Source organism: Burkholderia sp. Ed8 (assembly GCF_040761425.1).
In the GTDB taxonomy this organism is placed as follows: domain Bacteria; phylum Pseudomonadota; class Gammaproteobacteria; order Burkholderiales; family Burkholderiaceae; genus Burkholderia; species Burkholderia seminalis.
Genome location: NZ_CP142887.1, coordinates 61,517 through 85,936, shown reverse-complemented (window position 1 = coordinate 85,936; position 24,420 = coordinate 61,517). Strand labels below are relative to the sequence as shown.

21 protein-coding genes and 3 pseudogenes are annotated in these 24,420 nt (G+C 60.4%); 9 read left to right on the top strand and 15 right to left on the bottom strand.

What is annotated here, in order from left to right; translation table 11 throughout:
* Positions 1–65: 65 nt before the first annotated feature.
* The gene (locus VXM69_RS31960; protein ID WP_175908207.1) at positions 66–983 is read right to left on the bottom strand and encodes a transporter; all 918 of its coding nucleotides are present in this window, start codon (positions 981–983) and stop codon (positions 66–68) included.
* Between the two features lie 367 nt (positions 984–1,350).
* Between VXM69_RS31960 and VXM69_RS31955 the strand changes: the two genes are divergently transcribed.
* Positions 1,351–3,138, top strand: coding sequence for a CocE/NonD family hydrolase (locus VXM69_RS31955; protein WP_244135801.1), 1,788 nt, complete (start codon positions 1,351–1,353; stop codon positions 3,136–3,138).
* A gap of 35 nt (positions 3,139–3,173) precedes the next feature.
* On the opposite strand, the gene VXM69_RS31950 is transcribed toward VXM69_RS31955, so the two are convergent.
* The 8 genes and pseudogenes from VXM69_RS31950 to VXM69_RS31915 form a co-directional block, all read right to left on the bottom strand.
* Positions 3,174–4,400 (bottom strand): integrase core domain-containing protein, encoded by a 1,227-nt coding sequence (locus tag VXM69_RS31950; RefSeq protein ID WP_367190351.1) that lies wholly within the window; start codon positions 4,398–4,400, stop codon positions 3,174–3,176.
* The gene (locus VXM69_RS31945; RefSeq protein ID WP_367190350.1) at positions 4,397–4,693 is read right to left on the bottom strand and encodes a hypothetical protein; all 297 of its coding nucleotides are present in this window, start codon (positions 4,691–4,693) and stop codon (positions 4,397–4,399) included. The genes VXM69_RS31950 and VXM69_RS31945 overlap by 4 nt, the downstream gene beginning before the upstream one ends.
* 95 nt (positions 4,694–4,788) lie before the next feature.
* The gene (locus tag VXM69_RS31940) at positions 4,789–6,369 is read right to left on the bottom strand and encodes an IS66 family transposase (RefSeq protein WP_367188830.1); all 1,581 of its coding nucleotides are present in this window, start codon (positions 6,367–6,369) and stop codon (positions 4,789–4,791) included.
* Positions 6,370–6,399: 30 nt separating this feature from the next.
* Entirely contained in the window at positions 6,400–6,753 is a 354-nt protein-coding gene (tnpB, locus tag VXM69_RS31935; protein WP_060090864.1) for an IS66 family insertion sequence element accessory protein TnpB, read from the bottom strand.
* A complete protein-coding gene (locus VXM69_RS31930; protein ID WP_367188829.1) occupies positions 6,729–7,217 on the bottom strand; it encodes a transposase in 489 nt (162 codons plus the stop codon). Before VXM69_RS31930 ends, tnpB (VXM69_RS31935) begins: the two co-directional genes overlap by 25 nt.
* 54 nt (positions 7,218–7,271) lie before the next feature.
* Positions 7,272–7,622, bottom strand: coding sequence for a hypothetical protein (locus VXM69_RS31925; RefSeq protein WP_367190349.1), 351 nt, complete (start codon positions 7,620–7,622; stop codon positions 7,272–7,274).
* A gap of 177 nt (positions 7,623–7,799) precedes the next feature.
* Positions 7,800–8,306 (bottom strand): annotated as a pseudogene (locus VXM69_RS31920) (IS66 family transposase zinc-finger binding domain-containing protein); the annotation flags it as partial.
* A 117-nt stretch (positions 8,307–8,423) separates the two neighbouring features.
* Positions 8,424–8,594, bottom strand: a pseudogene (locus tag VXM69_RS31915) (transposase); the annotation flags it as partial.
* A gap of 93 nt (positions 8,595–8,687) precedes the next feature.
* On the opposite strand from VXM69_RS31915, the gene VXM69_RS31910 reads away from it, so the two are divergent.
* Positions 8,688–8,888 carry a hypothetical protein gene (locus tag VXM69_RS31910; protein WP_367190348.1) on the top strand — a complete coding sequence of 67 codons (201 nt, stop codon included), beginning with the start codon at positions 8,688–8,690 and terminating at the stop codon, positions 8,886–8,888.
* A 91-nt stretch (positions 8,889–8,979) separates the two neighbouring features.
* Positions 8,980–9,630: pseudogene (gene istA / locus VXM69_RS31905) on the top strand (IS21 family transposase); the annotation flags it as partial.
* Between the two features lie 56 nt (positions 9,631–9,686).
* Here the strand turns inward: istA and VXM69_RS31900 are convergent.
* The 5 genes from VXM69_RS31900 to VXM69_RS31880 form a co-directional block, all read right to left on the bottom strand.
* Positions 9,687–11,258 carry an IS66 family transposase gene (locus tag VXM69_RS31900; protein WP_367188812.1) on the bottom strand — a complete coding sequence of 524 codons (1,572 nt, stop codon included), beginning with the start codon at positions 11,256–11,258 and terminating at the stop codon, positions 9,687–9,689.
* A gap of 51 nt (positions 11,259–11,309) precedes the next feature.
* A complete protein-coding gene (gene tnpB, locus VXM69_RS31895) occupies positions 11,310–11,657 on the bottom strand; it encodes an IS66 family insertion sequence element accessory protein TnpB (protein ID WP_038785480.1) in 348 nt (115 codons plus the stop codon).
* Positions 11,654–12,067, bottom strand: a complete 414-nt coding sequence (locus VXM69_RS31890) for a transposase (RefSeq protein WP_080298168.1) — start codon at positions 12,065–12,067, stop codon at positions 11,654–11,656. Before VXM69_RS31890 ends, tnpB (VXM69_RS31895) begins: the two co-directional genes overlap by 4 nt.
* Positions 12,068–12,259: 192 nt before the next feature.
* Positions 12,260–13,414: a YhcG family protein gene (locus VXM69_RS31885; RefSeq protein ID WP_367190347.1), complete on the bottom strand. Its 1,155-nt coding sequence runs from the start codon at positions 13,412–13,414 to the stop codon at positions 12,260–12,262.
* The gene (locus VXM69_RS31880; protein WP_059571965.1) at positions 13,411–13,689 is read right to left on the bottom strand and encodes an HU family DNA-binding protein; all 279 of its coding nucleotides are present in this window, start codon (positions 13,687–13,689) and stop codon (positions 13,411–13,413) included. The genes VXM69_RS31885 and VXM69_RS31880 overlap by 4 nt, the downstream gene beginning before the upstream one ends.
* Positions 13,690–14,351: 662 nt before the next feature.
* Between VXM69_RS31880 and VXM69_RS31875 the strand changes: the two genes are divergently transcribed.
* Positions 14,352–16,487 carry a phage integrase family protein gene (locus VXM69_RS31875; protein ID WP_367190346.1) on the top strand — a complete coding sequence of 712 codons (2,136 nt, stop codon included), beginning with the start codon at positions 14,352–14,354 and terminating at the stop codon, positions 16,485–16,487.
* A gap of 312 nt (positions 16,488–16,799) precedes the next feature.
* On the opposite strand, the gene VXM69_RS31870 is transcribed toward VXM69_RS31875, so the two are convergent.
* Positions 16,800–18,182, bottom strand: coding sequence for a replication initiation protein (locus VXM69_RS31870; RefSeq protein WP_175906002.1), 1,383 nt, complete (start codon positions 18,180–18,182; stop codon positions 16,800–16,802).
* 813 nt (positions 18,183–18,995) lie between these two features.
* Between VXM69_RS31870 and VXM69_RS31865 the strand changes: the two genes are divergently transcribed.
* The 5 genes from VXM69_RS31865 (at position 18,996) to VXM69_RS31845 (ending at position 23,316) form a co-directional block, all read left to right on the top strand.
* Complete coding sequence (locus tag VXM69_RS31865; RefSeq protein ID WP_175906001.1) at positions 18,996–20,204, top strand: ParA family protein; 1,209 nt, start codon at positions 18,996–18,998, stop codon at positions 20,202–20,204.
* Positions 20,201–21,169 (top strand): ParB/RepB/Spo0J family partition protein, encoded by a 969-nt coding sequence (locus VXM69_RS31860; RefSeq protein ID WP_175906000.1) that lies wholly within the window; start codon positions 20,201–20,203, stop codon positions 21,167–21,169. Before VXM69_RS31865 ends, VXM69_RS31860 begins: the two co-directional genes overlap by 4 nt.
* A 1,350-nt stretch (positions 21,170–22,519) precedes the next feature.
* Entirely contained in the window at positions 22,520–22,765 is a 246-nt protein-coding gene (locus tag VXM69_RS31855; protein ID WP_059585853.1) for a type II toxin-antitoxin system ParD family antitoxin, read from the top strand.
* Positions 22,755–23,054: a type II toxin-antitoxin system RelE/ParE family toxin gene (locus VXM69_RS31850; RefSeq protein ID WP_175905999.1), complete on the top strand. Its 300-nt coding sequence runs from the start codon at positions 22,755–22,757 to the stop codon at positions 23,052–23,054. The genes VXM69_RS31855 and VXM69_RS31850 overlap by 11 nt, the downstream gene beginning before the upstream one ends.
* A gap of 97 nt (positions 23,055–23,151) precedes the next feature.
* Positions 23,152–23,316, top strand: a complete 165-nt coding sequence (locus VXM69_RS31845; RefSeq protein ID WP_175905998.1) for a hypothetical protein — start codon at positions 23,152–23,154, stop codon at positions 23,314–23,316.
* Positions 23,317–24,420: the final 1,104 nt, after the last annotated feature.

The window sequence follows — 24,420 nt, the reverse complement described above, 5'->3', positions numbered from 1 at the left end:
AACTGGCCTCTTACGAAGCTTCAGCCTGTCGAAGTGCCAACGCAGCTCCGACGCGATGAGCCGAATCACTTGAACGGAACACTGACTTCAAGCCACAACCGCTCACCTTGCGGGCGGTTCCGCACAGCAAACTCGTGCTGGTATTTAAAGACGACGGAAGAGCCCGGCACCCAGTCCCAGCGTATCTGGGGACCAATGCCTACCGCTTGGCCACGGAAGCCGTTGCCCGCAGCCGGTACGCCGTTTTGCTTGTCATCCGAAATCTGCTTCAAATAGAAGCCTTGAATTCCGAGCTGCACCGCCTTCGTGACCGAGTAACCAACTACCCAATCGAAGGTAGCAACGGCGCCGTTGTGATAGTTCGTTGCGTGGTTAGGCGAGTTGAACTCTACTTGAGCAGTTCCAGAGAGTTCCCAATCCGGAGTAGGAAACCATGTCGCGCTCACGTTAGGCATGAAAGCGTATGTGTTCGTGCCGGTGTTCGCGATGCGGTTCACGTTGTACGAGCCAGTAGGGAAACCGATGTCAGTCGAGGCCATGACGAACAACGAATGGGATGGGTTCACATACCCGAGCATCAAGGGGTGAAGTATGATGTCGCCGAGGCCGGTTCGAGTCCCGCTTCCAACAGGCACCCTAACATTCGTGTGGAACAGCGGGACGATAAGGCCGGTCGAAATCGTGAATGGTCCCAGTGTCGGGCCCCATGTGTGCACGACTCGGGGCGCATCTACTAGCACGCTACTGCGAAAGCCCGGCACCGAGCTTTCGCCATTCGCGCCGGCGAACTTGTTAGCAACGTAGTATTGCGTGTAGTTGTAGAACCGGGTATCACCCGGAGGCGGCAGTATGCCGTCGAGCACCGTATTGACGCCGACCGGATATGTGTCGATTCCGTTCTCCGTTGCAACGGCCGGCATGGCTGCGAGAACAGCAACGCCTGTTGCCGCCGCCAACACGACGGACCAAAAACGAGTCTTCATTTCATCTCCTTAGTAATACTTATTTTGTGCTGTCGCCATGTGGCTTAGACCGTGGCGTCCGCGCACCCCACGCGACCTAGTCTTGTGAACGGGACGGTGCTCTGTACTTGCGGAATCGACGCTTTGATTGATAGTTTGAATATATTCGCACACCAGAAGCGATGTCATGAATTGTATCCATATAATCCATCGACGGCGTCGATTGATGATGCGACGAAAAATGCCTGAGACCTAGGCTCAATAGGGTGCTCCGTGAAACAGCGCATTGGCAGGAAGATGCGACGAATTTGCCGACTAGGTATATGCACCTACGCCATCGGGTCAGTGCCTTTGTGGATGTACGACTGCTTACCTATCGATGGCGTCGATGCAAAGAATCGGCAAAATTCATTTAACAATGGTGGCCGCATCTTTCAATATCTGGCTGGTGGCATGCGCATGGGTGACAATCCCGTGCCGGCGCTATTCAAACACCATACGAAAATGGAGACGAGCAATGGCAACTCCCGATAACGCGCTGGTTTTTACACCATCAGTGGACCCTCAAACGGCCGGGGCGCCGGTTCTTAAGCACTCAGTCGGCATCGATGGGAGCATGGTCATCGAGCGCGACGTTGCGGTGACCCTGCGCGACGGCACAAAAATTTATGTTGACGTGTTTCGGCCGGAGGGCGCGGCGAAAGTACCGCCGCTCATCGCCTGGAGTCCATACGGAAAGCACGCGCCCATCCAGTACGACAAATACTTCACTAGGGCGGGAGTTGCTAAGGGACAGGTCTCCTCTTACACCGCCTTTGAGGCGCCCGACCCGGTCTACTGGTGCCCCAAAGGGTTCGCGGTAATTAACGTTGACCCACGCGGTGCCTGGAATTCCGAAGGGCGAATGACCTACTTCAACCCGGACGAGGCGGATGACTATTTCGACCTCATTGAATGGGCTGGCACCCAATCATGGAGTAACGGCAAGGTGGGTTTGGCCGGTGTTTCGTACCTTGCTGTCTCGCAGTGGCACGTCGCTGCGAAGCGTCCCCCGCATCTTGCCGCTATCAATCCGTGGGAAGGCTGGACCGACCCTTACCGGGAAATAGCGTTCCACGGAGGTATCCCGGACAGCTGGTTCTATGGATTCGTCCAGTCTGTTGCACAGTTTGGGCTGTCGGAGCATGAAGACCTGGTCAAGATGGCCGCCGAGCATCCGTTGTTTGATGATTACTGGAAGGGAAAAATCGCGGCACTGGAGAACATTGATGTCCCGGCATACGTGGTGGCAAGTTGGTCCGACCATGGATTGCACACGCGCGGAACACTTGAAGGTTTTCGGCGCATTTCGTCAAAGCACAAGTGGCTTGAGATTCACGGTCGGAAAAAGTGGGGCTACTACTATGAACCCTCCAGTCTTGAGCGACAGGAACAGTTCTACACTGAATTTCTGAAAGGCCAAGACGCAGGACTGTCGGAGTGGCCGAAAGTTCGTCTCGAACTGCGCGACGCCTTCTACTCTGGGGAGTTTGTTGCTGGACAGTCCTGGCCGTTAGAGAATACGGAACTCAAGCGGCTGTACTTGGACGCTGCTAGTAGTTCGCTCCGGACAGAGCCCGTTCAGAAAACGGCAACTGCGTCATACACCGCGGGCACGAATACGCTGCAACCCGCGACATTCGACTTCCGCTTTGAGGAAGACACCTCCATCGTAGGTGGAATCGGTCTGCACATGTACCTCTCGGCCGACGATGCGACCGATGCGGACGTCTTCGTTGCAGTCCAAAAGCTCGACAAGGATGGCAACGTAGTGCCCTTCGCTTATTGCGCGCAGTTCGATGACGGACCGGTTGCGCTCGGCTGGCTACGTGCGTCACATCGGGCCATCGATACCGAGCAAAGCCTGCCCAATCGCCCTTTTCATCCGCACGTCGATGTTCAGCCGCTCGAGATTGGAAAGCCAACCAAGCTCGACATTGAAGTATGGCCCTCTGGCACTTCCTTCAAGAAGGGCGAAGGCCTGCGACTTCTCATCCAGGACCGCGATGTCAACCGGTATCCGCTCCCGAACGTCACAAACCGACATGAGTGGACCGTCAACAGCGGGCGCTATTCGATACATACCGGCGGCGACTATAACTCTCATTTGGTCATTCCGGTGTTTGTGAGCCCGTAACGACGACGAACGGCCGAATTGCGATGCGCGGGGAACTAACGCTGTTGATTCGCGCCGGAAACCGCCCCACTTTCTGCACCTAGAATTCCCCCACTTCTAAAGTGCAGGTGGGGACGAACCTCGTTATAGTACATGCGCCAGTCGTCGATTTTGCTCTGCGCGTCGGCCAATGACAAGAACCAATGTGCGTTCAGACACTCCTGCCGGAAGCGCCCGTTGAAGCTTTCGACCTTCGCGTTGTCGAGCTTGATGTGCTCCCAAGTCACGTAGGCGAGCTCCGGCATGCGTTGAGACGGGTAGCCATCCATGGGACCGTGGCCGAGTTCGGGAATCGTGAAGGACCGGGCCCGATGCGGCTCGAGTACTGCTTCGATCACTTTGATGACGTCGTAGCGACTGTATTCGCGCGCCAGGACGAGGTGATGCCCGAGCACCGCGCGTGTGCAAACGTCAATGATCACCAGCAACCAGACGCGTTCGATTTCGAACTCGTGCGTAAAACCGAGCGGATCGAGCATCACGACCTTGAGACGGATATCGAGCCGGTGTCCATCGAATTCAACGACCTGGTAGGTGCGTGTCGCGACGGGCGCAGCGAAATCATCGCTGCGCGGCAGGCCTTTCAGATGCGTCGCGCCGGCGGCACGCGCAGCGGTGCCGAATCCGCTCAGCAGTTCGCTTTTCACGCGGGCCGAGAGCGAGCGGATCGCGTGGCTCGCCGTATTGAACGGATAGTCGACAGCCACGAGGCCGCACTGACGACATTGCTGCAGAAAGCCCGCATGCAGTCCTTGCAGGCCGCGTAGGCGTGTGCGCAATTCTCCGCCGGTACGGATCTCGATCAACGCGACGCGGTGCTGCTTGATTTGCAACCGCAGCCACGCCGCGAGCACCGGGAAACGCTCAAGCAGTTGCGACAACGCGCCGACGGCGCCGCGGCTTCCGCGTTCGCCGTTCAGTTTCACCGGACTCAAGCGGACGTAATCGGCAACGCGTGAGTGCAAGATCAGCGCGCGAAAGCCGCAGAGGCGCCCGTCTGGATGTGCTGTGAGTGCGCGCTCGAGCAGGCGATAAAGTTGTCGTCGGTTGACGCCCGTGCTCTGCTCTATCTCCTTGATCGGCGCGCCGCGCGCATACTGCTCGATCGCTGTCGTACGCGCCCGGATCGATTCCCGTTCGGCAGCATCAAACTCGGTCCACGCGACGGTCGGCCAGATCGACGGATCCAGCGTTTGAAATTCCGCCTTGCGACGTGCCATCATGTCGCCTCGGTTGCGGCGAAGCACGTCAGCAACGACAGCGGCTCGGTACGCAGGTCAACCGCGTCGACGTGCCCTGCATGCAAGAGCCCGAAAACCGCCGCACGGACCAGCGCCGGATCGCCGACCGAGAACTCGCGCTCGATCTCGAGCAAGGTATGCGGTATCGTCACGAAAATTTCGACTGCGCGTAGGAGCGAAGACGAGACCAACCCGCGCGCCGCGACCAGACAGGGCAACATGTGCCGCCAATTATCGATCCAGGCGCGCGCGGCCGCGAGGTCGGTTGATGTCACCAAACGGATGGGTATGCCCTTGAGTGTATGCGATCCACGAATGACGTCCCTCAGAGCAAATCGGTGGAGCGCTTGAGGTGCGGTAAGGAAGCGGATCAGCGCAGGTCGGCCGGCATTTTCCAGGGCAGCAACGCGTCGTAGTCGTCGACGCTCTTTGCTAGCGGTAGGTGTTGGAACAGCCAGGTGAGATAGCGATAGGGGTCGATGCCATTCGCCTTGCAGGTCTCGACGAGAGAGTACAGATTGGCACTCGCGTGCGCGCCGTCGGCGGTATCGCTGAACAACCATCCGCGGCGGCCGACGCAGAACGGCCGAATCGCGTTTTCACAGGGGTTGTTGCTGATCGGCCAGTCGCCGTTTTCGACGTAGCGGATGAGCTTCGGCCACTGCGAACGCAGATAGGTTAACCCCTTGCCGAGCAGGCTCTTCGGCGCGACACCGGGTGACTGCTCGACCATCAGCGTGTGGATCGCTGCGAGCACATGTGTGCTGTAACGTCGTCGCAATCGCTGTCGTCGCGATGCCGACCATGTTTCACTACGCGCTTCGGCCGCGAACAGCTTGCCGACCAGCTTGATGAAGCGCGTCGCGAGCAGATCCGGTGTGCGCGCTGCCTTCGGCACGCTGTCTTCCGCTTTAACGAAGTTCCGTCTCACGTGAACCCAGCATCCCAGATGTACGAGTTGGTGACGCTCAGCGATGTCGTTGTAGGGTTCGTAGCCATCGGTCATCATGACCGCGCCCGCACGGATGCCGGTGAACAGCTTGTCGCCAAGCCAGGCGCCACGTCCCGGTGTATAGGTAAAGCAGCGGATGGGCATACCCGAACCCGTCATCTGCGCCCACAGGTAACTCTTCGTTTGCGCGCGGCGGCCTTCTTCTTTCAGCACCTGGAGCGTCGTCTCGTCGCAGTAGATCAGCTCGGCATCAAGCAGCGCGTCGCGCATCAGGTTGATGACGGGCTGCGCAGCAAGGCCGACGCGAACCATGCTCGCGGCGATCGTGTTCGATGAGATGTCGCCGCCGAAGCGGCGCAGCAAACCGGCTTGCCGATACAGTGGCATGCCGAACTGATACTTGCCGGTGGCAATCCACGCGAGCGCCGATTCGCTCAACAGTCCGCGGGGAATGATACGTGGCGGCGCCGGCGTCACCTTGATGCCGAGCTCACAGCACGGGCACGCATATTTGACGCGCTGGTGCTGGATCACCCGAAGCTGCTCAGGGATCACCGTGAGCTGTTCGCTGATCTCCACGCCGAACTCGACGAGTGCGTGACCGTCGATCACGCAGAAGCGTTCGGCTTCGGGTAGTTCGTGCCGTACGATGTCGCGCGGCAGGTTGGGATCGAGCGGTTTGCGATGGCCGCGCTTTTTGCGCGTATGGGCGACGACCGTCGTATCGGGTGCATCTTCCTGCGCGGGCGTCGCGTTTGCGCCCAGCGCTTCGGCCTCGTTGAACAGGCCGAGCTGATCGGAGTCCCGTGCTTCACTCTTCGCGCCGAACAATTCGCGACGGTAGGAGCGCAGTCGCTCTTCGGCCAGATCGCGTTCCGCAGTCACGAGACGCACCATGCTACGCAATTCGTCTCGCTCTTGCTGAAGCGCTGCGTGCTGCTCACGTATCGCGAGCAGCGCGGCCAGTTCATCGGCGGTGACGGTGACTTGAATCGGCATGCTGATTGGACAGGCATGCCAATTCGATGTTCAGCTCACGCGTAAATATTTCCGCGTCGGATGCCGCTGGACCGTGGTAATGTCGTCGCCGTCGAGCAACGCGTGCAGCAGCTCCGTCGTCATGGTCACGACTTCGGTTTTCTTGTCAGGCCAGATGAAGTGATCAGCCTCGAGGCGCTTCATTAGCAACCAGAAGCCGTTCCCATCCCAGCCGAGGATTTTGATCCGATCGCGACGTCGATTGCCGAACACGTAGAGCGACGCATCCATCGGGTTCAGGCGCATCGACTGTTCGACGAGAATCGAGAGGCTGTTCATGCCGTACCGAAAGTCGACAGGATCGCGGTGCAGGTAGACCTTCAAGCCTTCGTCGAACCGGAACACGGCAACCTCCCGAGCATTTGAATGACGGTGGCCAATTCGTCGATGCTTGCTTCGCCAAGATCGAACTCAACGCCATTCGATAGACTCACGTGCAGCGAGAGCGCCATCGGTCGAGTTGCAGGCAATAGCTCTGGTGGTTGTGCGCACGGCGATGCGGTAGCCGCTACGATCGGCACGAACGCCGATGGCGTACTGGGGAGGTCGATCGTGACGCCGTCAGAAATCGCGGGCGTACGAGCGACTCGCTCGTGTTCGAGTTGCGCCTGAATCTTCTGGTAGCGGGCGATCCAACTGCGCAGGAGGTTCGGATTGAGACCATGCTCCATGGCGGTCCGTGCTATTGAAACGCCAGGTTGCAGGCAGATCTGTACCAGTTCGTCTCGAGCGGCATCGTCATATTCTCGGCGCCCATCTCGCTTTAGGCCGATGACCAGTCGGCTACGCAGGTCTCGTTTTTCACTCATACACTCTGATACCAGCTGTCCACGTGGACACGTAGCATCAGAGTGAAGCGATTTCTAGACAAGGACGTCGTTAACGGATCGCATACCCTTGAGTTCGTCATCAGGGCGCGCAGCTGGTTGCGGCTTTTCCGCTAGCGAATCGGACAGGATGACCAACTCTTCGCGGTTGGCATAGCGGACCCAAAAATCGGCGAGGTAGCGCTGTCCACTGAGCTGCGCGTAACCCGGCCGCTCGCAAAACGATTGGACCGCCGGATCCACTTCGATCAGCAGCCACAGTTCAGGCGCGCCGCGTTGGAACAGCGTCAGTCGGCGATTGAGTTTGAGGCTGAAGCCGTCCAGCCGGGGTGCACCGCGCGGGCGCGGCGTCGTAACCGGCCGCATCGCGTGCCGGGAATCGTCCATAAAATCAGAGCCTTACGGTCCGGCTTCGAAGTCTATGACGGGAGTTGACAAATTTAATCCGGACATATGCGAATTGACGACATTATTTTGGTGAGACTGTCAATAAAGTCGTCAACTCAGGTGCCAGATGCCTTGAACCGTGGGGATTCTGGAGTGACAGAATTAATTTGCTCTACGACTGGCGGCCAGCGTGTTCGACGAGATGTCACCGCCGAAGCGACGCAGCAGCGTAGCCTGGCGATACAGCGGCATACCATACTGGTACTTGCCAGTGATGATCCACGCCAGCGCGGATTCCGTGAGCAGCCCGCGAGGAATGATGCGCGCCGGTGCCGGCGTAACCTTGATACCGAGATCACAGCACGGGCAGGCGTATTTGACCCGCTGGTGCTGAACGACGCGCACCTGCTCGGGAATCACGTCGAGCTGCTCGCTTGTTTCGACGCCGATCTCGACGAGGGCGTGGCCGTCGTGCGCGCAGAACCGTTCGGACTCGGGCAACTCGTGCCGCACGACCTCGCGCGGCAGGTTCGAATCGAGCGGTTTGCGCCCACGCTTGCCGCGCGTGTGAACTGCGACCGATGTGCCGGGCACGTCCTCGCGCGCGGGCGCATCGGTGGTCGTCGCCAGCGCCTCTGCTTCGTTGAACAGGCCGAGCTGGTCGGCATGGCGCGCTTCGCTCGACTCGAGTGAGGGATAGTGGGACGTTGGCCTTGGAATATCAATGGGTACACCGTCGGCCACAACCTCATCGGCCGATGGCCGTGCAAGTTGCCGTTGTTGATGGCTCGCGATCCATTTACGCAACTGGTTCGGATTGACGTCGTGATCCATTGCCGTGCGAGCAATCGACACGCCAGGCTGCAGGCACAGCTCGACCAGCTCCCGCCGTGCTGCTTCATCAAATTCGCGTCGACCGTCTCGCTTCCGGCCAACTACCAGTCTGTTTCGAAGATTCGGTTGCTCTGACATTAAGGTCTGAGTGCAAGTGTCCACGCAGACACCTAGCTTCTGACCTCCTGACCTCATGGGAAGGGCGTCATTTATTGACCGCTTACCATTGAAGTGCTGCCCGTCGACGTCAACGTGAGCACATGGGATTCAGCGCTCGAAGGGCCGACGACGTCGGCGCCCGTGCGCCTCGGCTTCTCGCTGTTGCGTGGCATGCGTGTCACGGATCGGCGTAAAGGAGCCGGGGATGATCGGCGTAATGGCGCCAGTAGAACTGGGGGTAAAGTGCGGGTGTTGATGTCCACGCAGAATTGACCCACCTGAGGCTGTAGTTTTCATCGAATTTTGACCCACGTGATTGAATGCCCTGCTCAATCTTTGAGCAGGGGATACAGAGGTGATCACGGTGGGCATATTGGCCAAGATCAGGCGGATGTATTTCCGCGAGAAGGTCCCGCTGCGCGAGATTGCCAGGCGCACGGGCCTGTCCCGGAACACGGTGCGCAGTTGGCTTCGGCAGACGGATGCCGTTGAGCCGAAGTACCCGAAGCGCGTCAGCCCGAGCGTCGTCGACGAGTGGGCCGCGCAACTGACGGGCTGGCTGCGGGCAGACAGTCATCGCCCGAAGCGTGACCGGCGCACGGCCCGGTTCATGTTCGAGGCCATCCGCGGCGAGGGCTACGCCGGCAGCTACGGCCGCGTCAGCGCCTTCGTGAGACGCTGGCACGAGGAGCAGGCTGAAGCTCCGCACAGGAAGGCCTATGTACCGCTGGCCTTCGAACCCGGCGAAGCATTCCAGTTTGACTGGAGCTGCGAATACGCCTTCATCGGCGGGTTGCGGCGACGCCTGGAGGTCGCCCACGTCAAGCTCAATGCCAGCCGGGCGTTCTGGCTGGTCGCCTATCCGACCCAGAGTCACGAGATGCTGTTCGATGCGCACGCCCGCGCATTCGCCGCGTTCGGCGGCGTGCCGCGCCGCGGCATCTACGACAACATGAAGACCGCCGTGGACAAGGTCGGCCGCGGCAAGGAGCGCGCGGTCAACGCACGCTTCGAGGGTAAGCGCCCGAGCAGTACCGTAGTGCAGGTTGTTGACTGCGGAGCTCTGCGACGCTATCGGATGGGGTCGACGCGAGCAGTAGGCGGCAGCGACGGCGCCACGTTCCACGGCAGCAGCTCGTCGACGCGGTTAGCCGGATAGTCGGCGATGCGCTCGAGCACGTAGGCGAGATACGCCTCGGGATCGAGGCCGTTTAAGCGCGCCGTGCCAATCAGGCTATACATCGCGGCGGCACGTTCGCCACCGGAGTCGGCGCCGGCGAACAGATAGTTCCGCCGTCCGAGAGCGACGGCTCGCAATGCTCGCTCGGCAATCAGGTTGTCGATCTCCGCACACCCATCGCTGCAGTAGTAGACGAGCGCTGGCCAGCGATTCAGCGCGTACCGAATCGCCTTGGTCGTGTCAGATTTTGCAGAGAGGTTGGCGAGCGTCGCTTCGAACCAACGCTTCATGTCGTCGAGCAGCGGCACCGCCCGCGCTTGGCGCACACTGCGCCGTTCGTCGGGCGGCTTGCCGCGGATCTGCTCTTCGATCTTGTAGAGCGCGCCGATCCGGCGCAGCGCCTCCTCCGTCACGGCGTTGGGGCGCACCGCATGCAGGTCGTGGATCTTCCGGCGCGCGTGAGCCATACATGCGGCTTCCTGGACGCGCCCGTCGAGATATAGCTCGGCATAGCCCGCGAACGCATCGGCCTGCAGCACACCAGTGAAGTCAGCGAGATGTCGCTGCGGATGCTCACCGCGGCGATCTGACGTGTAGGCGAACCAGGCCGCCGGCGGTTCGTCGGAGCCGCTCGGCCGATCATCGCGCACGTAGACCCAGAGACGTCCTGTCTTCGTTCGACCGTTGCCCGGCGCCAGCACCGGCAGCGGAGTGTCGTCCGCATGCACCTTACCGCAGGCCAGCGTGTAGCGGCGCACGGCGTCGACCAACGGTGCGAGCAGCGCCGTGATGCTGCCCATCCAGTAGCCCATCGCGCCGGGATCGATCTCGACGCCGTCACGCGCGTACATCACCGCCTGGCGGTGCAGCGGAAGGTGGTACGCGAACTTCGACACGGCGATGTGGGCGAGCAGCGCCGGACCCGGGATGCCCCGATCGATCGGGCGGCTCGGCGCCGCAGCCTGCACGATGCGATCGCAGCGCGCGCAGGCCAGCTTCGGGCGGCGATGACGGATCACACGGAAGTGCGCACGCACGTATTCGAGTTGCTCCGCGACGTCTTCGCCCAACGGCTTGAGCTGTCCACCGCAATCGGGGCAGTCATCATCGGCGGGCAGATGGACGCGCTCTTCGCGTTCAAGATGTTCGGGTAGCGGCTTGCGGCTCGGACCTTCGCGGCGCGGCCGCTTTGCCTCGGGAGCGGCTGCTACATCGGCGGCGCCTTCGTCGGCCTGCAGATCCTCCAGCCGCAATTCGAGCTGCTCGATCTGACGATCCAGCTTCTCCGATTTACGGCCGAACTGCATGCGGCGCAGTTTCGCGATCGTGAGCTTTAGGTGCTCGATCTCAAGTGAGCGCGACGAGAGTTGCTGCCGCAGCTCGGCGACCTGGGCGTCGCGCTCACGCAGCAACGCTTTCAAAGCGTCGATGTCGTCGGGCAGCGCGGTCGAGGTCGATTCCATGAGGACAGTTTACGACTGCCCATGATCACGCGAGCACCAGTTAACAATGGTTTACAGCGCGCTGCGTGGGCGCGCGGCTTCGACCGGCTGCCGCCAATCGAAACCCTCGAGCAAGAGCGACAGTTGGGCGGTTGTGAGCGCGACCACGCCGGCGTCAGCACGCGGCCACGCAAAACGCCCCTTCTCGAGCCGCTTCGCCAATAAACATAGCCCGCCGTCGCTCCAATACAAGCACTTCAGCAGGTCACCGCGCTTGCCCCGGAACACGAACACGTGTCCAGAGAACGGATCTTTCTCCAGCACCGTCTGTACCTTCGCGGCCAACGAATTGAAGCCGCATCGCATATCGGTGACGCCCGCCGCGATCCAGATCCGCGTGTTTTGAGGCAGACCGATCATCGTAAAATGCGATCGAGAACAGAACGCAGCACGTCCGGGTCTGGCGCGCCTTCGATGCGAATCGACGTCTTGCCATGCTGGATCTGGATCGAGCCGGACGGTATGTTGTCGGTCGCAGTCGGCACCTCGAGCGCCATCGACGGCTGAGACGGTTCGTTGACGACAACCGGCAGCATTGCGTCTGGAATCGCATCGTCCGTTAGCAGGCCTTGCGCATGGAGGCGACGCCATGCCCACACCTGATTGGCATTGATGCCGTTCTCGCGAGCAACACGGGCGACCGATGCGCCGGGCTCGAATGTCAGCGCGACGATGGTCCGCTTCCATTCCGTGGGATGTCGGCGAGTTTGCCGTTTCGGCGGGATCTCGACTGTCTGAGTCACTCTGTCCACAACTCCTATCGTGGACACGACTGGTCATTCGTGTCCTTCACAGGACATCATGGCACTCGTCACCGAGCGTTCACAGACGGTACTGGTCTCGTGCTTACTTTTCGCATAGCTTGATTGCCGTGCCAACAACATCAATTTTTACCGGGCGACCGCTTCATCGTATTCGCCGATACGCGCGTGCCTAAGCGCCTCGGAACCTCGGACGGGAAGTCACGCCTTGCGGCCACGGCGCTCCAGTTCGGTCGTGGTTCGCTCCAATTCTCGAGCAAACGTGGCCTCATCCGGCAGGACCATCTGATACTCCGCTGCGAGTATCTTGTTCGGTAGATTGTCGAGTGCATAATGCGCCTCTGCCGCGCCTTTTTCAGCACACAGAATCAAGCCAACCGGAGGGTTCTCGCCGGGCTTCATCCAATGTTCACGCGCGTAGTTGAGGTAAAGATGCATCTGCCCCGCGTCCGCATAGCTGAAGCGACCGACCTTCAGATCAATAATGAGCAGGCAGCGTAAGCGCCGGTGAAAAAACACGAGATCGACGCGAAACCAAGTGTCATCGATCCGTAGACGGCGCTGCCGACCTATGAACGCGAAGTCATCGCCGAGCTCGAGGAGGAAATCCGCCAGGTGCTGGATCAAGGCCGCTTCGAGATCCGACTCCGAATATTCGTCCTTCATGTCAAGAAATTCGAGGACAAACGGATCGCGGATCGCTTCCTCAGGCGATAGAAGATCGCCGGGTTGCGCTATAGCCGCCTTTCCGAGCAAGGACGCCTTGTTGCGTGACAGCTCCAGCCGCTCATAGAGCTGACTGCTGATCTGACGGTCAAGCTGCCGCACAGACCAACCCTCACGCAACGCTTCGGCCTCGTAAAAGTCGCGAGCAGCTTGCGCTTTCACCGCGAGGAGGCGAACGTAGGCGGACCAGGGCAACGGAAAAGCCTGAGCGATTGAATTTAGCTCAAAGGCCACGCCCGGCGGCGCCTTCACCGCCGTCTTGGTCGATTTTGCAGACGTTGTCGGGACAATCCGGGCGGGCGTGGATTGTGCAGACAGTGTCTGCACAATCCGATCCGCAGGCCACGTCAAGTAAAAGGCGCGCATCTGTGCGAGATTGCGCCATCCGAAGCCGCGACCGAATCGCTCCGACAGATCGGCGCCCAAACGGCGGATCACCGCCTCGCCATAAGCGGCCCGTTCCTCCCCGCCCTGCTCGAACTCAACGATTCGTCGCCCGATCTCCCAATAGGTCGCCGTCATCACGGCGTTCACCGTGCGAGCCGTCGCCTCGCGCGCCGACGCGACTACATCGGCAATTTCACGGTGCAGTCCCGCATAAGCGGCCTGCCCGACATCACGCTGCGTCACAGTGCGTTCACCACGTCCTTGAACGCCTTGCCGGCGGTGAACTTCACAGTATTCGCGGCCGGGATGGCAATCTCCGCGCCCGTCGTCGGATTACGTCCCGTGCGGGCAGCGCGCTGCCCCTGCGAAAACGCGCCGAAACCGATCAGCTGTACCGATTCGCCGCGACTCACCGCGTCCGTGATCGCGTCCAGGACCGCCTGGACGGTTTTGCTCGCGTCGGTTTTGCTGACGCCTGCGCCCGCTGCGACCGCGTCAATGAGTTCCTGCTTGTTCATGAACAGCCTCGGCAACAAAGTCAAAGCTGCACCCTACCTCATCCCGCTGCACACACGCAAATCGCTGGCCTCCGCCCCACCACTGCCTGCGGCGGGCAGCGCACCAATGAACTCCGGCTTACACCTGTCGCAGCCACGCTCGCCAAGAGCAATCGCGAACGTTTTCCGCCCGGCCCGCGCTCACACGACCAGCGCGCCGGTGCGGGCGCCATCACAGGCGCAGACTACGTGGTCCGGCTTCCGGTGTCACACAACCTGACTGTTTCTCCAGCCAAATCTGCCCGGCCGACCTGCGCGGACTACGGCATCGGTTCGTGCCACGTCTGCTACTCCCCTCGTGCCCCCCGGCACCCCGGCCCTAGACATAACTTTGGTCGTGTGAGCCCCACGAGCCTGAGGCGTTCGCTCGATGTCCCGAAATGAAGGGTAACATAGTCCTTACTATGTTACCCTTTACTTTATTGGCCAATTCGCCCCTTTTCTGAGCGAACCTGGCGCACGCGCTTGTCCGGCAAGGCTCGCCGGCCGGTCGACGACCACCCGGGATGCGGTGGTGCCCTCGCCGTCCGTCCGCCTCCGACGAAGTCAAAGGCGAGCGGACGCCGCTGCGCCGCAGGACGCGTATCAAACAACACAGTTTCCGTATTCCCTCGCAACCGCCCATGACGACCGCCGACGATCCAGACGTGCTCGATGTCGAGTTCCGCGAGCTGCCAGCGGCGCCGCGGCGCGCGACCACGCCGGCCGCGCGCCGCAAGTCGCGCTCGCGCGCAGCCCGTCGCGAAGCCGCCGCCACGCGCCGCATCGGCCTGCAGCACCTCGCCTTCTTCCGGGGCTATCTGGAAGGACTGGACCTCGCCGAGCTGGCCGACCAGTACCTCGAATTCGGCCGCGACGCGCGCAAGGCTACGGCGACCCGCACCTGGCTGGTCACCGCCTTCGTCGCCGCGGCCCGCAAGCGCCAGGACTTCGCGACCGCGCGTCTGCTCGCGATCCGGCCGGCCGCCCTCGCCGCGGCGCCGGCGACCAATGCCCCGGTGCGGGCCATTCCGTCGCTGGAGGACTTTGCCGCCGAGCACGATCCGGACGGTTTCTATACCGAGAAGGAACTGCTCGACCTGTTCGCCGCCCGGCATGCCGGCGCGGACACTGACGCCGGCGCGACCTTGCGTCGACAGCAGCGCAACGCCCGCCTGCGCGCGCGGCAGATGGCGGCGCTCGAGGCGCTCGCGCGCCTGGTGGTCGAGGATCCGCGCCCCGAACACCACGTGCTCGGCTGGTTCGATACCGCCGTCGCGCTGCGTCTGGCCGACGTCGGCCTCACCACGATCGGCAAGCTGGTGGAGACGATCAACGCGCTCGGCTATCGCTGGTACCGGCGCGTGCCGCGTCTGGGCGAAGTCGGCGCGCGCCGCATCACCGCGTGGCTGGGGCACTACGGCGACGTCGCGGGCCTGCAGTTGGCCGCCGGCGTGCAAACCCACCCGTCCGAATCCACCCTGCCGGCGCCACGGCTCGCGGTCGCCGGCCCCGTCACCGCGATCGTGCCGCTCGAGCGCTTCTTGCTGCCGCCCGAGCTGGACGGCTCGCACGGCGCACACCGCAATCTGGTCAAGAACAACAGCCGCGCCAACAACGACCGCGAGGCGATCGATTTCTGGCTCGCCGACTACGAGAACCCGCATACGCGTCAGCGCTACCGCACCGAAGCGGAGCGCCTGCTGCTCTGGGCGATCTTCGTGAAACGCAAGGCGCTGTCGAGCCTCGACACCGATGATGCGCGCGACTACATCAACGGTTTCCTGGTCGATCCGCAGCCGGCGAGCCAATGGGTCATGACGGGCACCGCGCATCGCGGCGATCTAGGCTGGCGGCCGTTCCGTGGGCCGCTGTCGGTCAAAAGCCGGCAGGATGCGCTGTCCGCCCTGAAGAAGTTCTTTGGCGAGCTGGTCGACGCACAGTACCTGGATCACAACGCGTTCGCGAAGGTTCGCGTCTTCACCGGGTCGACGCACGACGCCGCCGGCAACGAGCGGCGCGTGGCCGCGAAATCGCGTCTGCAGATCGAGCGCGGTTTGACCGCCGACGCCTGGCGCTTCGCGATGCGCGTGCTCGACGCGATGCCGGACACGGCCGCCGCGACACGCATGCGCTTCGTGCTGAGCTTTGCGTACAGCACCGGGCTACGGCGCGCCGAGTTATGTGGCGCATTCACGGACGACGTGCAAGAACGCTACGCGGGCCCCGAGCTGGGGACCATCCGGTTGCTGCGCGTGGTCGGCAAGCGCGCGAAGGAACGCTTCGTACCGTTGGTGCCGGCGGTGCTCGACTTGATGGGCGACTATCTGGAATCGCGCGGCCTGCCGCGCGATCCCCTCGCCTGCCCGGCCGCCACGCCGTTGATCCCAGCGCTGCTGTCGAATGCCGAGATCGGCAAAATCCGGCGCGCGGCGAAGGCCAGCAAAACCGATCCGGCGCCTGAGCTTGCCGCGCGCGCGCGGCAAACCGGACCGATCCATCCGATTCAACTTTATAAGGCGGTTAGGCAGTTTTTCGCGATGGCCACTGCCGCCGCGCTGCGCGAGGATTCACCGCACGCGCGGGCTTTCAGCGCAGCCAGCCCGCACTGGCTGCGCCATACGTTCGTGTCGCATGCGCTGGCCAATGGCATGAGTCTTGAGAGCGCGCGAAATTTCGCCGGTCACGACTCACTCGATACCACATCGATCTATGCGACGGCTGAACTCGGTCGGCAGTACCGGGAAGCGGAGTCGTTCCTGCGACGGGCCAGCGGCTGAGGTCTGCGGAGAATCGCGGACCGCCGCGGCCGCCCCTATTTTTGTCCCATTTTTATCGCGAATCGCCATTTCCCGCACGAAAAGAACGAGAACTTCGAGAGGTAATTCAACTGATCGCGAGCAAGCTCGCCGACTGGAGCGAGCAGCTCGATGGCGGTGATGACAGACATTCCTTGAGCGTTTTGTTGCCCGATACTGACTTAAACGCAACTAACGATCAATGCGATACTACTCTCCATCAAACACCCTCGGATCCGACACGTCCTATGTCTACAAACAAAGAACCCTGACCACAAGGTTCGACGCCAAGCCTTAGAAGACCTTGGCTCTTAGGGACTTTGTTTGCGTAAACACGTAACCGGCGAAGGCGTTCTTTAGTGCCGGATGCATTTCGAAAATCGCGGCAGTCAGATCGGCCATCGGATCGATACTCAACCGACGCAGCGTCAGCTTCGCAGCAGGCGTTCGCCTGTATTGACGACGCCAAGCATCGCGCTGCTCAGGCGACGCGGCTTCATACGCTTCCCACCCTTGGCGCACCTCGTCCCCCATGCGTTCCTGGGCAGTGACGTCCTGAGCAGCGGTGTGCAACGCCATGCGCGTTTGGACCTGAAATTTGGCCTCGGCATCTTGCTTCTCGCGTAGCACGAGGGTCTGCTGAATTTGCACCATTTCTCGCTCAGCATCGGAGACGACCCACCCTTCTTTGAGCGCCTTCATGAAGAATCCGGCCGGGCTCTTCGTTACCTTCCCGATCCTCAGACTGAACCGAGTCCGGTCGATCGCCTGTTGCAAGCGTTCATCGGTGTAAGTGTCACGGTCGCCCGCGATCTGGTTGAACTGCGTGGTGGAAAGGCCGAACTCCTGCTTCAGGGTTTGGTAGATCGCCTGGGCATGCTCGTGCGTGTGCAGCACGCGTTCGGCCAGATCCTTACGGGTGATTCGGAACCGCAGACTGCCGATCTTGCGCGAGCCCTGCAAGGTGCGCGTCTCGTACGTGATCGCAAGGTCAGAGACCTCATTGATCTGCTGCACGGCTGGTTCGAGCCAGTCGCGCTTGAAATACTTAAACACTTGGGCGTTGGCGCCCATCTCACCCTGCCATCCCCGCAACTCGTCTAGCGGGATCCAGTCGGTCATCCCTTCGTCAGCGAACGGCAGGAGGTTGTCGTACATCACGCGCGCATATGAGAGCGTGAACAACGACGTGATGCGTAAGCTCAACCAATGTGACTTGCCGGGCCCACGGATGATTCCGATCAGGTCGGGCGGCACGCGGAACTGGAAACGCCCCCCCTGGTAAGAGATGCGGCCAATCAACTGTGTAGACCCGAAAGGACGTTCGCCGTCCTCGTCGACGGCGGCAGTCGCCTGAATCAGCGCCTTTTGCGCTTCGGTGATCACCTGCTCCAGGTGTGTGTTGTTCCGGCTCGAGTAACGCATGAGCCATTTGAAGTAGTCCAGCTCAACGTCATAGAGGTCACGCGGACGATCATCGCAGGCGACAATGAAATAGGCCGCGTCGATCAGGCGTCGCGCGGCCACACCTAAGTCAACAATTCGAATGAGTACGTTATTACGCGAAAACCCGATGTCGGAACGGGCGTTCTCTACGGCCAGCCCTTCGGCTTGGGCATCATCGAACAGGGCGAGCGCTAGCTGGCGGGACGTTGCCATGTGCCCTATTTCCGCCATGCGACCTCCGCTCGCGTTATGGATTGTCATATTGGTCCGTAAGGTACCGACCTCAAGGTGAACTGTCAACACAGATCACCTCACCTTCCACCCGCAATGCGCACAGATCACCTCACCTTTCGGCCCATTCATATCACCTCTCCGCCAAAAGACCTCACCTTCGATGCCATTTTTCCTCACCTCTCGGGGGAAAATCGCTCACCTTGCTGCTCAATCCACAGCGCCTTTGACACAAAGTTCCTCACCTTACGCCAATAACCTCTTGATTTTAAAAGGCTATTATGGGCCTGTTTGTGGTTTGTGGGTTTTATCTTTTAAAAAACGAACCACCAGGAGCTTGTACGATAGCTGTGTCGCAAGTACGCGACGCGCTGTGCTTACGAGGCTCAGCATTTTGACGGGAGGCCGTGTTGGCCCGTGACCTAGCGCCTCCAACCCGTTGTCACGATCCTTCAACGGTGAGGTGAAATGTGCACGCTGCCGGAAACCACCTCGCAATTGGAGCTTACAAGGTGAGGCAATTTGTGAAGGGCCGGCGGATTGAAAAGAAATCGAGCCCTGACGACCATCACATTTCACCTCACCTTTGATATAGGTGATTGCCGTGATCTACTGGCCTGTGTTGGCTTAGACCTTGATTCGCCTGGATATGTGGTACGTAAACGTCGAAATGCGGATCCCCACGCGATTGAAGTAGCTATTCCCGGATGAGGCAGGTATTCTACGGTTCGTCGCCTGAATAATTAAAACCGTGGAAATGTGTGGCAGGCGTGGAAAAAGCGCCTCACCGTTGAATCTAAGAGGAACCGTCCAATGAAAATGAGCGAGTTGCCGGCTGTCGAGCGGCACGTGAAACTCTCCCAACTCGGAGAATTCGCTAAGCGACTGTCCGTCATGACTGACGAGCTCCGCGATCAGATCTTAGCTCCGCGACCGCGTAAGACTGCGCCTGTCTTTACGATCGGTGAATTGACCGACATGTGCGGCATTGATCGTCAGAAGATTAATTACCTCGCAACAAAGGAAGGCGGCAGTCTGCCGCCGGGTGAAGCCCACGGCACGGGGCGGTCTCGAATCTTCACGCTTGCGGAGGCGCGCACCTGGGTGCAGCAGGTATCCAACGTCCATCAGACAGCGCTAGTGACGGGCCAAGGCCACCACCGCGGCCGCGTGTTGATTACGGCCAACTTCAAAGGGGGGTCGTGTAAGACGACAACCACGATGTGTATCGCTCAAGGCTTGAGCCTGCGTGGCAGACGCGTCCTGGTTATCGATCTGGATCCGCAAGCGTCCTTATCGGAGCTCTGTGGGCTCTATGCCGAGAAGGATGTGACATGGGAGGACACCGTGCTCCCGTTCATTTACGATCCCGCGATCGAAGGCGGCTTGGGCGCGAAGGTCCAGACCACGTATTGGGACGGCCTCGACGTGATCCCGTCCCACAACTATCTGCATGACGCTGAGTTCCATTTGCCGACAGCGCAGAAGGAAGACCCCGAGTACGAATTCTGGTCGGTGTTGCGTCGGGGTATTGAACCGCTGCGCGCGCATTACGACTACATCATTCTCGACACCGCGCCGTCGCTGTCGTATATGACACTCAACGGCCTGATGGCAGCGGACGCGATGGTGATGCCGTTGGTCCCTGAGAGTCTTGACTTCATTTCGTCGGTGTCCTTCTGGTCGCTTTTCTCCGAGGTTGCGGCAGGTTTCGTCGAGCACGAAGTGGACAAGACCTACGATTTCATATCGGTGTTGCTTTCGAAAGTCGATTACGGCACCACTTCTTCGGCACCGGTGGTCCGGTCGTGGGCACAGCGCGCGTACGGCGATTGGCTCGCAACGACGGAAATTCCCGCGAGCTCCGTGATGAGTAATGGTGCGCTTGCGTTCTCGACAGTATTTGACTTGTCGCGCTCTGACGGCGTTGCCAAAACCTTGGCACGAGTGAAGCAGCCATTGATGGATTACTGCAAGTGGATTGATGACCAATACGTGGCGCAATGGAGGGCTGAAGCATGAGCAGCTTGCGTGAACGCATGATGAGCAAGACCGCGGACCTACGTCCCGCGAAAGACATTCCGCTCGAGCAGCAACGGGATAAGCCAACGTCACCGCGCACGGCGCCGGGTATGGCCGCTGCCCTCGCTACTGTACAGAAACGCGTACTGGAACTCGAGAAAGGCAACGGATCGTCCGAGTTGCCGACCGCGGAAATTGTCCCGAACCCGTGGCAACCGAGACGCGTATTCAACGAAGCGAAGCTGACCGAACTTGCAGAATCCATTCGAGAATCTGGGCTAATCCAACCGATCGTGGTACGTCGAGCGGCATCCGGCTACCAGATTGTCGCCGGCGAGCGCCGTTGGCGTGCGCACAAAATGATAGGGAAGGACACGATCAAAGTCGTGGTTGTTGATCTCTCGGACCAAGACATGGCGATGCTGGCCTTGGTCGAGAACGTCGTGCGCGACGGCCTTACGGATTACGAGGTTTCTCGTTCGATCCGAGAAACGGAAAAAGAGTTTCCGAACCGCAAGCGCATGGCTGAGGCACTTGGCATCTCACGATCGGAGCTCTACCGCTATTTGGCCTTCGCTGATTTGCCCGAATTCGTCGTTAAGGACTTGGATATCCAACCTCGACTGCTTGGCGCGCACGCGGCGGAGCAAGTCGCTTCCGTGTTGCGCAATCGCGAAAAACGGGCATTGGAAATTGCCGAAGAGTTGTGGTCCCAGGTAGTTGCCGGCGACCTCGATCAAACCAAGCTTGCGAAGACGATCAAGCACGCTATCGAGGGGGGCGGCAAGGCCGGGAGCCTGAGCGATCGGAATATCGAGAAGATTTTCGCCGGGAAGAACCAAGCGGGGTCGATTACGAAGGACGCGGGGGGCTTCACCGTGAAGATCAAAGCGGGAATGCTCAGCGCAGAGAAGGAAGACAAAATCCGGGCCTTGATTGCGCAACTGTTCGCGACGAACGAGTGAATCGTTCCCGTAGCACGTCAAGCCCGCCTCGCGCGGGCTTTTTGTTCGCTGGAAAGTGTCCCCACTAGGGACACGGGAAGGCGACAACCATAGGCGTCGCAGTCGCCACGTGCGAACTCGAAGAGGTGTCCCTATTAGGGACACCCAGCTCTGCTGGCCGCACACAGGGACCGTCGAACAAATGCGACGCTGGTCGCCGCGAGCGTTCGGTCACTTTTGCATGCCGTGCTGGTATTCAATGGTCGTGTGCCTACAACAGGCACGGCCACGCCACCCGCAGATGTGCGATCACGTCGCCGCTAAATGCTCAGCGAATACGATCTATGCATACGCAACTCACATCGTGTTGACCGCAAAATGGCTACGTGCACTCTTATCATGCATCTCTACGTCGCCCGCCCCATCAACTATGGGCGGAATCGGACCTTGGAGCGGCTGCGCCGTGCCGTAGAAGCAGGCAGAAGGAGAAGCATGACCGTCTCGTTGCGAACAAGCTCGGTCGCAACTGCAAGCCGATTGATCTCTTTCGACGGCCCCGCCCCCCTCTCGCCATCCGGGACCGTCGGGGCAAAGAGCGATGTCACGTTCACGAGGAAGTCTTCCAGAGCATCATTCCAATGATATCTCTTTGATGCGTGCGGGAAATTCGGCGGTACTGGTCGTCATCGTGCTGAGAGTCAAGTTCAGCTGTTTGAAGAACCGACCAACCGAGCTTGCCTCCTCCATATGTTCTCGACGGCCGAGCGTCGCTCGACAGGCGCCAGGGGCCGTTGCGTTGAGCGAGCGACATCTGCCGCGTCGCATCCTCGTCGGATGCGCGAGACCAACCGATCCAAGGCCGGCCCCCTTCGCTGCGGCCAGTGCTCCTCGCGCATTATGTCGATCACGCCGCGGTCTTCTGCGAACAGCAGGGGCACCTCCCCGCCAACGGCGCCGCGCGACCTAGACTGTCGGTAGGCGCGGCTGCAGCGTGACGAAAGCCGGTCGTGCGCGACCTCGGTTGGAGCGAAGCGCTGCCGCCGGCAGGATGAATTAGTCCCAGCTTTTCATGGGGGGCAACTGCTGTTCCGAGAATATCTCTCGATTGACCGCGGGCAGTGGCATGTGGCTGTAATCGAGCGGGCCGCCCAGCTTCTTCGCCGGTTCGGCTTGTGCACAAGGCGCTCGACAAACGTCAAATGTAGAGATCTCTTCTCCAGAAGGGTTGTCTCGCTTAAATCGGCGCCCGCGCCTAATCGAGTGATCAGGCCGTCCCACCTCTCGAACTCGGCCATACATTCGTCGGTCGATTTGCGATCCAGGAGTACCAAAATTTGGTATATCATGACCTCACGATCAAGGAGGTGCATGATGGCGCGCAATACATCGATCTCGCTGGGCGATCACCTGACCCAGTTTGTGGATAGCCAGGTCGCGTCCGGCCGCTACGGTTCGGCCAGCGACGTGGTACGGGCGGGACTGCGCCTGCTCGAGACGCAGGAAACGGAGTTACGCGCCCTGCAGGAAGCGTTGAAGGCCGGCGAGGCGTCGGGCGCGCCGGCCGCGTTTGACAGCCAGGCGTTCCTGGCCCGGATGCGGGTCAAACATGCCAGTTAAGGCGCGCACGGTGCGGCTCACGCCGCTGGCCGAGGCCGACCTGGAGGACATCTGGATCTACACGTTTGACCGCTGGTCGCTCGAGCAGGCCGAGCGCTATGTGGGTGATCTGGTCATGGCGTTCGAGCGGCTGGCGCGCCGCGAGTGGGTCGGGCGGCCGAGTCGCGCCGGCGAAGGTTACTGGCGCTATCTAGTCGGCTCGCACGTGGTGTTTTATCGAGAGACAGCCGAGACTCTGGACGTGATTCGCGTGCTGCACCAACGGATGGACGCCGATCGGCACCTGTAGCGGGCACCAAGCGGCCCCCGCGCGACAGCGCATTGGCCACACAAACCAAACGGACCACGACGATGAAGCTGACAGAGATGCAGTTCAAGCAAGGCGGGTGGGGCGGGGCCTGGCGGCCGGGGCGCTGCTGATCGCGCTGGCGACCGTCGACCGGGGGCTGTCGGTCCTCTGGCCGGGCACCTACGGGCTCTATCACCCGCTGGCGGCGATCGCCGCGGCGAACCTGCCGCTCCTGGCCGTGTACCTGATCATGCGGTCCTGAGCGATGACGAACCCGGCTGCGGCCGGGTTTTTTTGTGCACGCTGTCAATGCCGATAACTCCTCTTGGCGGCATTGCCAAGAAACTAAAGTCTGACGATTCTTGACACCCTCTGCGCAAGGAAGCGGCTAGAGTGTAGCTGGGCGTGGCCGGGGAAGTTGCGCCCATAACCTCGTAGATAACTCCGTCTTGGACCCGGTTTCGGCCGGGTCTTTTTTATCCAAACTGACCTATCGACGCACATTCATTGTGCGTTGCCTCTGGCACGCGGGCCATTCCGATCATTATCCACCGGCATAACAGCAAAACCCCGCGACACGCGAACCCCGTTCCGGCCGGTTTTTTTCATGCCCCTGCCGGCGCATCGCAGAGCAGGGCAGAGAAGAAAAAGTGTCACATCTGATAACTATGCTTATCGGATAACGTATTGACCCACCAAAAGTCCTCGAAGCCGTGTTAACAGCAGTCTTCAAATTTGTCGATCTTTAACGTTACAGCCCCTAAACCCCAGGGCTAAAATAGTGATGGCCTTCTGGCGTGTCTTCCTCGTATGCGCCAGTTGAATGTCCTGACGAGGAGTGTCAGGACATTTTTTTATTCAACCGTGCGGTTTCAGGCCAACCAATCCATGCAGGAGGGGCGTAATGGACAAGTCTTGCGTCATGGCCGAAATGGCTTTTGCATCCAGTGTGGATGAGGCCAGAGCTCGAGAGGTCGCCGAACTTGTTGTGCGGTCGCGAAACCTGTCCCCGCACTTTGCGCGTGTCGCGCATACGTATGCTGCGAGATGGCTTTACCTGCAAACGCGTTTCGCGGGCATGCGACGGCCGACGACGGAGGCGTCTCTGGGGCGTAAGCTGCTGGTGATTTTGCTGATCCGCAGGCTAAAGGATGCTCTGGATGCTGCCCGGCTATAGTGAATGGTGGAGCGTGCTGCCGTTATGACGACCGACGGCAGCACCTTATTTGGGCCACCTTCGGGTGGTCCGTTTTTTTAGGATGAGCCATTGTCTGCTAATTCACATTAGCAGCCCGTTGTTTAATTGCTAGAATAGGCTGTTTGCGATTTACGTATTTGGGGACACTTTCCTTTAACACTCGCCCGC